Genomic DNA, 8,927 nt, shown 5'->3' with positions numbered 1-8,927 from the left:
GTTCAGCTCCTTGTTGATCATCTGCAGCGGACGCTGAATACTGCGCGCCGTGGTATAGCCAATGATGAGCGCCGCCGCGGCCGAGATGGCGGCAACGATCAGGATCCAGAAGCTGGCACTGCTGACCGCATCATCTGCCGCGGTCCGGCTCTGACTGGCGATGGTCCCGGCCGACTGACCCATCTCGTCGAGCAGGCTCAGGCTGTTTGCCAGGCTGGCGTCGAGCTGCTGATTCAAGGTTTGCAACGATGCTGCCAGTTGCTGGGCATTGCGCATGGTGGCAAGCAAGCCCTGCTGGCCAAGCGCCAGCTCCTGCATCCGGTCCAGGTTGGAGACGAAACGCTGCTTCACATCGTCGGGGACCAGCACCCGATCGAGGCGTTTGCGAGCCATCTCGATATCCTTGCTAAGCACCTTTTCCAGTTCATTGAGATCTGTGTTGGCATCAGCCCGGCGAATGTTTTTCAGATCCCGCGCTATGCCCGAAGTGATGAGCTCGGCCTTGTTGCGCATGGAACGCTTGCTGGCGGTCTGCTGCAACAGCAGATCGGCCGCCCATTGGTAGGTGTCTTCCAGCCGGATGAAGGCGATCTCCAGCTGGTGGCGCTGATCGAGGGCGTTGACCCATTGGCTGTGCAGGGAGAGCACCTGCTCCGCCAGCCCATAAAACTGTTTGGTCGCGCCATCCACCTGCTGGAAGCGGCTATTGGCCTCCCCCACTCCGGTGAACTTGTCCATCTCTTGGCTCAGCTGGCTGAAACGGGCCTGCTGCTCCTTGAACTGGCTGGCAAGTTGCGGCAGCTGGCTCGCCTCCTTACTGGTCCGGTAGACCAGCACCCAGCGGTTACTGTCTTGCAGGGCACCTTTCAGGCCCGCCACCGCAATCACCAGCGGTGTTGCCCGGTCTGATACCTGCGACAAGCCATCGTTGATACCCCTGATCTTCAGGATGCTGATCACCCCAAGCAGGATCAACAGCATCAGCATCAACACAAATCCGGCGATGATCCGCTGCACAATAGATAAACCCATGGAGACATCCTCACTCATTGGGGGAAGGTAACGTGAACCTAGATACTATCGGCACAAGCGGCGAATTATGGAGGGGAGGGTACGTTATTTTATTGATCTATATAGAGTTGTAACACAATTGCGGGGATCTGGCGCAAGTATAAAAGGGCCCGGACAATGCCGAGCCAAAGAGACGTGCTTAGCGGTAATGGCCGTGAGGAGGCCAGTCCTGCATCTTGTCAGAAGCGATAGCCGACACCGAACATGAAGGCCATGGGATCGATGGAGGTATTGATGGTGCCCACGGCAGTGTGCACATCGGTGTCGATATCCATGATCCAGGCGGAAGCGTTGACGAACCAGCGATCAGTGATCGCCATGTCCAAGCCGACCTGACCCGCCAAGCCCCAGGAAGAGTCCACGTTGATTTCTGTGCCTGCCAGTGCGCCACGTCCCTGCTCATCGAAGAAGGTGGTGTAGTTCACACCGGCACCGATATAGGGGCGCACCTTACTCTTGGCATCGCCGAAATAGTACTGCGCCATCAAGGTCGGCGGCAGATGCTTGACCTTGGCGACCTCGCCCAGACCCGCGGTCGAGACGGAGTGGGAGAACGGCGTGGCGGCCAACAGCTCGACACCCCAGTTATCCGTGATCAGGTAAGAGAGGGTCAGACCCAGCTGCATGTTGCTGTCAATTTGCAGCTCACCGGTACCCAGCACATCGTCACTGCTCGTTTGAGGGGATACAAACGCTAGGCCACCACGGACCAGAATATCGCCAGCCTGGTGGGCCATGGCAACGGGAGAGGCAAGTGCGGCTGCGATCATCAGCGGAAGGATCTTTTTCATCACATTTTTCCTTTTAGTTTTCGTTCTATGTTGCAAGCCCGAAAACTATAAAGGGATGTGAACGCAGAGTTATTGATTTAGCTCAAACGTTACCAAGAAATAGATAGATGTGTTCGGCAGCTTTTCGGCCCCATCAAACTGAAAAAAACAAATAAAAAATACAATAAAAACAATGCATTGAGTAATAAAACTCTGCTGGGGCACTCACTAAGAAACAATGCAAATATATCTTATTGCAGATTTAAACGGCGAGGGATGGTGGGTTCAACCTGGTAACAAGCGTATTTTTGCCACCCATGTAGCGCATGCTGTAAGCGAAAATGCATGAAAGAACAAACAAGACGGGAAAAGATCATCGCCATTCTGGCGGCCATTTAGGGCAGAAGATCCTCTCTGTTTATTTTATTGGGATTCATTCTCGGCATGGCGCTATTAATGCTGACCCATTAAACCCGCTGGCCGACGTGGGACGTCTGGCACAACAGCCACCCTCCCGCCGCTATCTGCTCCGGGCTTAGTACCCATTGCTCCCGGGCCAGCTCCCCACTGTAGCCTCGCCAGCGATCCCGTCCCTCCTGCTTGGCTCTGTATAACGCCATATCTGCCAGTTTGAAGCTGAGATTCCAGAACGAATCTTCCAGTTCCCGGTGCAGAGGATACCTGCAATATCCCAGCGACGCCGTCATCTTGAGCGGCACCTCCTCACGCCCGAACCTGTACTCGGCAATCTTGCGGCGCAAGCGCTCGACCCGACTCGCAACCTGTGTCGCCTCCTCGCACATGAGCAGCAGCAGGAACTCCTCGCCACCCAGCCGGATCAGTGGCTCCTCCTCACCAAGGGCGCCGTGCAGCAGCTCAGCGAGCTGGCACAACACCAGATCGCCGATATCGTGCCCGAAACGATCGTTCACCTGTTTGAAGTGATCCAGATCCAGGATCACCAGCATCCTGGCGGCGGTGACGTTATCCTGGCTCAGCAGCCACTCATCGAGGTAGCGCCGGTTGAAGGCATGGGTCAGCGGATCCGTATAGGCAGCAGTCTCCATCTTGGAAGAGTGCGCCTGCAAGGCACTGTGGTGCAGGCTGATCTTGGCCGCCATCTCTCGGAATTTGCGGCTGAGCAGTGCCATCTCCTGGCTGCTGTCGATGATCGGCAGCACGCTGATGTCCTGTTTTTCGCCAAATTTCTGCAGCGCTTTCACCAGCTCGCTGACCGGCCCCAGCACTATGGTCCGCAGCCGTGCCAGCGCCATCAAGATGCAGGCCAGGCTGATCAGCAGCATGCCGACGAAGGTCCAGATAGCGCCCTCCATCGCGCCCTGTAACACATCACGATCGTCTTCCACTATCAGGATCAACACGGGGTCGCCATTGCTGTCGAGCAGCACCCCCTCCCCCCTGACCCGCTGCAGTCCCAGATCCACCAGGCGATAGCTCATCTGTGGTTTGAGTGGCTTGAAGGAGAGGAAGTTATCAGAAGGCTTGGGCTGGGAGAGGGTCAAAGAGAGGGCGGTGCGCTCAGCCAGCTCATGCAGATAGCGAGCATCCAGCCAGCGAGTCACCAGCAGATAGCCATTGGGTGTGGCGTTTTCCAGAGCGTTGGTGACCGGCTGGAACGAGTAGATGAGGGGTCCCCACTGGGATCGCCTCACCCCGCTCAGACTGCGCATCCCCTCCTGACGGGATTCACGCAGCAACTGCAGCTTGAGGTCGTCCAGGAAAAATGGAAGCAGGGTCGTGTCTGTGTCTGGCGTCTCGGGCAGCAGGGTACGAGTCCAGATCTCGACTCCCTGCAAATCCATATAGCTCAATACGCTGAGTTCGAAATCCCGCATCGGGGTATCGACCAGCAAATTGGAACGAATATAAGCCTGATTGGGATGAGCCAGAAAATGATAGCTCTCATCCCAGATACCCCAATCCCGGGTGAAGGCATTGATGGCGTTGATATCACCCTGTACCGCCTTGATCACCCGCTGCAGGTGATCCTTCATCCGCCGCTCCTCGATCCGCTGTGCCGCTGGCACCTGAGCCAGGGCGATCACGATGAGCAACATCAGGATGGCTCCGGCCCAGATGGGAAACATGGAGTAGGCCAGCAAATGATCGATGGAGCGGGAAGGTTGAGCCATGAACGCCAATATCCTTTGGACGGCAAACCAGGGAGCGGAAACTGTCTTGTACCAAGTATGGAGTATCCGTCTCCTGGGGCGGCAACTGAATCACGTCGATACAAAACAAGGGGCACAGGGCCCCTTGTCTCATTACAGCCGCGATGATCTTACCAACAGCGGGGCCAAGAAGCGCGCCGTATGAGAATCCTCACAGCGGCTGATCTGCTCTGGCGTACCTGTCACCAGGATACGGCCGCCACCGGCACCGCCCTCGGGCCCCAGATCAACGATCCAGTCAGCGGTTTTGATGACATCCAGGTTGTGCTCGATGATGACGATGGTATTGCCCCGATCCCGCAGCTGGTGAAGTACCTTGAGCAGTTGCTGTATATCGTGGAAGTGCAGACCTGTGGTCGGCTCATCCAGGATATAGAGGGTCTGACCCGTGTCGCGCTTGGAGAGCTCGCGCGCCAGCTTGACCCGCTGCGCCTCCCCTCCGGACAGCGTGGTGGCCGACTGGCCGAGGCGGATGTAGGAGAGGCCCACATCCATCAAGGTTTGCAGCTTGCGCGCCACCGCCGGCACCGGGTCGAAGAAAGCCCGGGCATCTTCCACCGTCATATCGAGGATCTCGTGGATGTTCTTGCCCTTGTACTTCACCTCCAGGGTCTCGCGGTTGTAGCGCTTGCCCTTGCAGACATCGCACGGCACATAGACATCCGGCAGGAAGTGCATCTCCACCTTGATGACCCCATCCCCCTGACACGCCTCGCAGCGGCCCCCTTTGACGTTGAAGGAGAAACGGCCCGGCTGGTAGCCGCGCGAACGCGCCTCCTGGGTGCCGGAGAGCAGCTCGCGGATCGGGGTGAACAGGCCGGTATAGGTGGCCGGGTTGGAGCGCGGGGTGCGGCCGATGGGGCTCTGATCGATATCCACCACCTTGTCCAGATGCTCCAACCCCTCGATGCTGCGATAGGGAGCAGGCGTGGACTCGGTCGCCTTGTTGAGCTCCCGGTGAGCGATGCGGAACAGGGTATCGTTGATCAGGGTCGACTTGCCGGAGCCAGAGACGCCGGTGACGCAGGTCATCACCCCTATGGGCAGATCCAGATTGACGTTGCGCAGGTTGTTGCCGCTCGCCCCCTTGAGTTTTAACCACTTGCCGGTGAGCGGGGTACGCTCGGCAGGAATGGCGATCTGCTTGCGGCCAGAGAGATAGTCACCGGTCAGGGAAGCCGGATTGTCGATGATCTGCTGGGGGGTGCCCTGTGCAACAATCTCGCCACCGTGCACGCCAGCCCCCGGGCCGATGTCGAGCACATGGTCGGCGAGGCGGATGGCGTCCTCGTCATGCTCCACCACTATGACCGTATTGCCCAGATCGCGCAGGTGAGTGAGGGTCTTGAGCAGCCGCTCGTTGTCGCGCTGGTGCAGGCCGATGGAGGGCTCATCAAGTACGTACATCACCCCAACCAGACCGGCGCCGATCTGGCTCGCAAGCCGGATGCGCTGAGCTTCACCGCCGGAGAGGGTCTCGGCACTGCGCGACAGGCTCAGATAGTTGAGGCCCACGTTCACCAGGAAGCCGAGCCGCTCGATGATCTCTTTCAAGATCTTCTCGGCAATCTGCCCACGCTGGCCGGTCAGGCCCAGCCCCTCGAAGAAGGCGAGCGCATCGCCAATGGACTGTTCCGCGATGGCGGGCAGGTTGCGGTTGTCCACAAACACATGGCGCGCCTCTTCCCGTAACCGGCTGCCACCGCAGCTGGCGCAGGATTTGTTGGCGATGTATTTAGAGAGCTCTTCGCGCACCGAGTTGGATTCGGTTTCGCGGTAGCGTCGCTCCATATTGTGCAAGATCCCCTCGAACGGGTGCTTGCGCACGACCACGTCGCCGCGATCGTTCATGTAGCGGAACTCGACCTCGGTACGCCCCGAGCCGCGCAGGATCACCTCCTGGGTCTTGAGGGGCAGATCCTCCCACGCTGCCTCCAGATCGAATTTGTAGTGCTCGGAGAGAGACTTGAGCATCTGGAAGTAATAGAAGCTGCGCTTGTCCCAACCACGGATAGCACCGTTGGCCAGACTGATGGCCGGATCGCCAATCACCTTGGCCGGATCGAAATACTGCTGTACGCCCAGACCATCACAGGTGGGGCAAGCACCGGCCGGGTTGTTGAAGGAGAAGATGCGCGGCTCCAGCTCCGACATGGAGTAGCCACACTCCGGGCAGGCGAAGTTGGCGGAGAAGGTCATGGGGGCAACCCCCTCCTCCCCGTCCATGGGCACCACCAATACGATGCCGCCGGAGAGGGTCAACGCAGTCTCGAACGATTCGGCCAGGCGTAGCGCCAGGTCATCGCGCACCTTGAACCTGTCCACCACCACCTCGATGGTGTGCTTCTTGTGCAGCTCCAGGGTGGGGGGATCGGAGAGGTCGCACACCTCGCCATCGATACGGGCACGGATATAACCCTGCGCTGCCAGGTTTTCCAGCAGCTTGCTGTGCTCCCCTTTGCGATCCCGCACCACGGGGGCCAGCAGCATCAGCTTGCTGCCCTCGGGCTGGGCCAGCACCTGATCCACCATCTGACTGATGGTCTGGGCGGCGAGCGGAATGGCATGAGTCGGGCAGCGAGGTTCACCTACCCGCGCAAACAGCAGGCGCAGATAGTCATAGATTTCGGTAATGGTGCCGACGGTCGAACGCGGGTTGTGGGAGGTGGACTTCTGCTCGATGGAGATGGCAGGGGAAAGTCCCTCGATATGATCCACATCCGGTTTTTCCATCAGGGAGAGGAACTGGCGAGCATAAGCGGAGAGCGACTCCACGTAGCGGCGCTGCCCCTCGGCATAGAGGGTATCGAACGCCAGGGAAGACTTGCCGGAGCCGGATAGACCAGTGACCACGATCAGCTTGTCGCGGGGCAGGGTCAGATTGATGTTCTTGAGATTGTGGGTGCGGGCACCCCGAATCACGATTTTTTCCATCTTTTGCACGCTCGATACACAAACCAGAGCGAATCAGTATGGCATAGAGACTACTGGATGAATAGACAGGTTTTATCCATCATCCCCATCGCTTTCAGAGATACTCCTTGGCCCAGCTCACTGCCTGCAACCGGTTCTTTACGTTCAACTTCTTGAACACGTTGTAGAGGTGGGACTTGATGGTGTGCTCGCTCACAAACAGGCTGTCGGCAATCTCGGTATTGGAGGCTCCCGTCATCAGATAACGGATGATCTCCTGCTCACGCACGGTCAGCAGCGTCTGGTTGCGCACATGATGCTCCCCCCCCTTGCGGTAGTAGTTGACCAGATCACACAGCAAGTGGCGAGGGATCCAGTACTCCCCCTGCAGCACCTTGCGAATGCCGAACACCAGCCGATCCAGCGGATCCTGACGGAAAAAAAGCCCGCTGGTATGGGGCCACATCAGCAGCAACTCCCGATCCGTGCTGGTCGGAGCGTTAAGCAACACCGTATTGGCCTCACCAAAGCGGCTGGCGATCTCCCGTGGCCAACCCGACTGCTGGCTCGACTTGAGGTAATCCAGATCAACCAGAAACAAGGGGCGCGGCTCGAGTTCGTCCTGTAGGGGCAGGGTTTCCAATATGCTCACCAGCAGGATGGGAAGTGCCAGCTGCTCGGTCAGATAGCTCTGAAAACTGACCGCCTGCACATTATTTTCGGTCACCAGTACGATGGGATATAGGGTGGTCATGAAGATCACGTCCTTGAACATTCAGGCCATGGTTTTTTTGGCAGCAGAGAGTACCAAGCCCCTCGAACGGTGCAGTATTAAAAAAGTATTAGACACAAGTGTGCCTCCTTTGAAACTCACCAATTTCCTAAGCAATACAAAGGACTAGCTGCCTCCCCCCATTTGGGTGAAATGCTGGCTCAACGCCTGACACAGGGTGTCGCATCAAAGCAAACCCGCATTCCTGCGGCGATCGCGCCATGGGCATGGACACCCTGCTGTCCCTGCCCGCTTGCTGGTCAAGGTCGGCCTCGTGTAAGTTAATCCTTCGGTCTATGCCTTGGCTGAGGCTGAACGGACAGGAAGATGTGCGCTCGTTCGCGCCAACTGTTACTATTGCGGGCAAAATCTGAAAGCGGGGCTTTGGCCAGCAGGCCGACTGAACCGGGTGCAATCATCACTTGAGTGACAGTATCGTCCAGCGATGTTGCCTATCTGACAGAAAACAAACGATATGTTGAATTGGTCCAGGCATATGGCCTGGCCGGTATATAAAGGGTGGAAGAGAGATTATGGCCAGTCGAGGCATCAATAAAGTCATTCTGATCGGTAACCTGGGACAAGACCCGGAAGTGCGCTACATGCCGAGTGGCGGTGCCGTGACCAACATCACCCTGGCCACCTCTGAAACCTGGCGCGACAAGCAGACCGGCGAACAGAAAGAGCGTACCGAGTGGCACCGCGTGGTGTTCATGGGCAAGCTGGCCGAAGTGGCAGGCGAGTACCTGAAGAAGGGCTCCCAGGTCTATGTCGAAGGGAAACTGCAGACCCGCAAGTGGCAGGATCAGAGCGGCCAGGAGCGCTACACCACCGAGGTGCTGGTAGACAGCTTCAGCGGCGTGATGCAGATGCTGGGTGGCCGTCCGCAAGGTGGCGCCGGTCAGAACATGGGTGGCCAACCCCAAGGCAACTGGGGTCAGCCACAACAAGGCATGCCCGCCCAGCAGCCAATGAACCAGGCCCGTCCTGCCGCCGCGCCGCAGCAGAACATGCAGCCGCAGCAAGGTGGATACAGCCGTCCGGCCCAGCAGCCCCAGTCTGCACCGCCGGTATATAACGAGCCGCCGATGGATTTCGACGACGACATCCCGTTTTGATCGGCAACGCATTCCCAGAAGGCCCTGTTGATTCAGGGCTTTTTTTTGGCTATGTCCCAATTACGTGTTGCATGGGGCGCCCCAGCGCCTC

General features: G+C 58.1%; 6 protein-coding genes. 1 reads left to right on the top strand and 5 read right to left on the bottom strand.

Annotated elements, in window-relative coordinates; genetic code table 11:
* From AAC083_RS04650 to AAC083_RS04630, 5 genes are all read right to left on the bottom strand, one after another.
* Positions 1-1,032, bottom strand: a 1,032-nt coding sequence (locus AAC083_RS04650) for an MCP four helix bundle domain-containing protein (RefSeq protein WP_181364646.1), incomplete at its 3' end; no start/stop codon positions are given.
* 218 nt (positions 1,033-1,250) lie between these two features.
* Complete coding sequence (locus AAC083_RS04645) at positions 1,251-1,862, bottom strand: OmpW family outer membrane protein (protein ID WP_042038477.1); 612 nt, start codon at positions 1,860-1,862, stop codon at positions 1,251-1,253.
* A gap of 446 nt (positions 1,863-2,308) precedes the next feature.
* Complete coding sequence (locus tag AAC083_RS04640) at positions 2,309-3,994, bottom strand: sensor domain-containing diguanylate cyclase (RefSeq protein WP_181364645.1); 1,686 nt, start codon at positions 3,992-3,994, stop codon at positions 2,309-2,311.
* Between the two features lie 132 nt (positions 3,995-4,126).
* Complete coding sequence (gene uvrA, locus AAC083_RS04635; protein WP_042039304.1) at positions 4,127-6,967, bottom strand: excinuclease ABC subunit UvrA; 2,841 nt, start codon at positions 6,965-6,967, stop codon at positions 4,127-4,129.
* A 94-nt stretch (positions 6,968-7,061) separates the two neighbouring features.
* Positions 7,062-7,721 (bottom strand): LuxR C-terminal-related transcriptional regulator, encoded by a 660-nt coding sequence (locus tag AAC083_RS04630; protein ID WP_108535958.1) that lies wholly within the window; start codon positions 7,719-7,721, stop codon positions 7,062-7,064.
* A 530-nt stretch (positions 7,722-8,251) separates the two neighbouring features.
* On the opposite strand from AAC083_RS04630, the gene AAC083_RS04625 reads away from it, so the two are divergent.
* Positions 8,252-8,836, top strand: coding sequence for a single-stranded DNA-binding protein (locus AAC083_RS04625; RefSeq protein WP_042039302.1), 585 nt, complete (start codon positions 8,252-8,254; stop codon positions 8,834-8,836).
* Positions 8,837-8,927 lie beyond the last annotated feature (91 nt).

Origin of the sequence: Aeromonas sp. HMWF014 (assembly GCF_963878295.1) — a bacterium.
Classification (GTDB): domain Bacteria; phylum Pseudomonadota; class Gammaproteobacteria; order Enterobacterales; family Aeromonadaceae; genus Aeromonas; species Aeromonas popoffii.
Note: the sequence above shows the minus strand (reverse complement) of the source record. Positions and strands in the feature narration are given on the sequence as shown.

Excerpts from the sequence above, each read along its gene's own strand:
- AAC083_RS04645 (WP_042038477.1), bottom strand. The coding sequence starts at position 1,862 with ATGAAAAAGATCCTTCCGCTGATGATCGCAGCCGCACTTGCCTCTCCC.
- AAC083_RS04640 (WP_181364645.1), bottom strand. The coding sequence starts at position 3,994 with ATGGCTCAACCTTCCCGCTCCATCGATCATTTGCTGGCCTACTCCATG.
- uvrA (WP_042039304.1), bottom strand. The coding sequence starts at position 6,967 with ATGGAAAAAATCGTGATTCGGGGTGCCCGCACCCACAATCTCAAGAAC.
- AAC083_RS04630 (WP_108535958.1), bottom strand. The coding sequence starts at position 7,721 with ATGTTCAAGGACGTGATCTTCATGACCACCCTATATCCCATCGTACTG.
- AAC083_RS04625 (WP_042039302.1), top strand. The coding sequence starts at position 8,252 with ATGGCCAGTCGAGGCATCAATAAAGTCATTCTGATCGGTAACCTGGGA.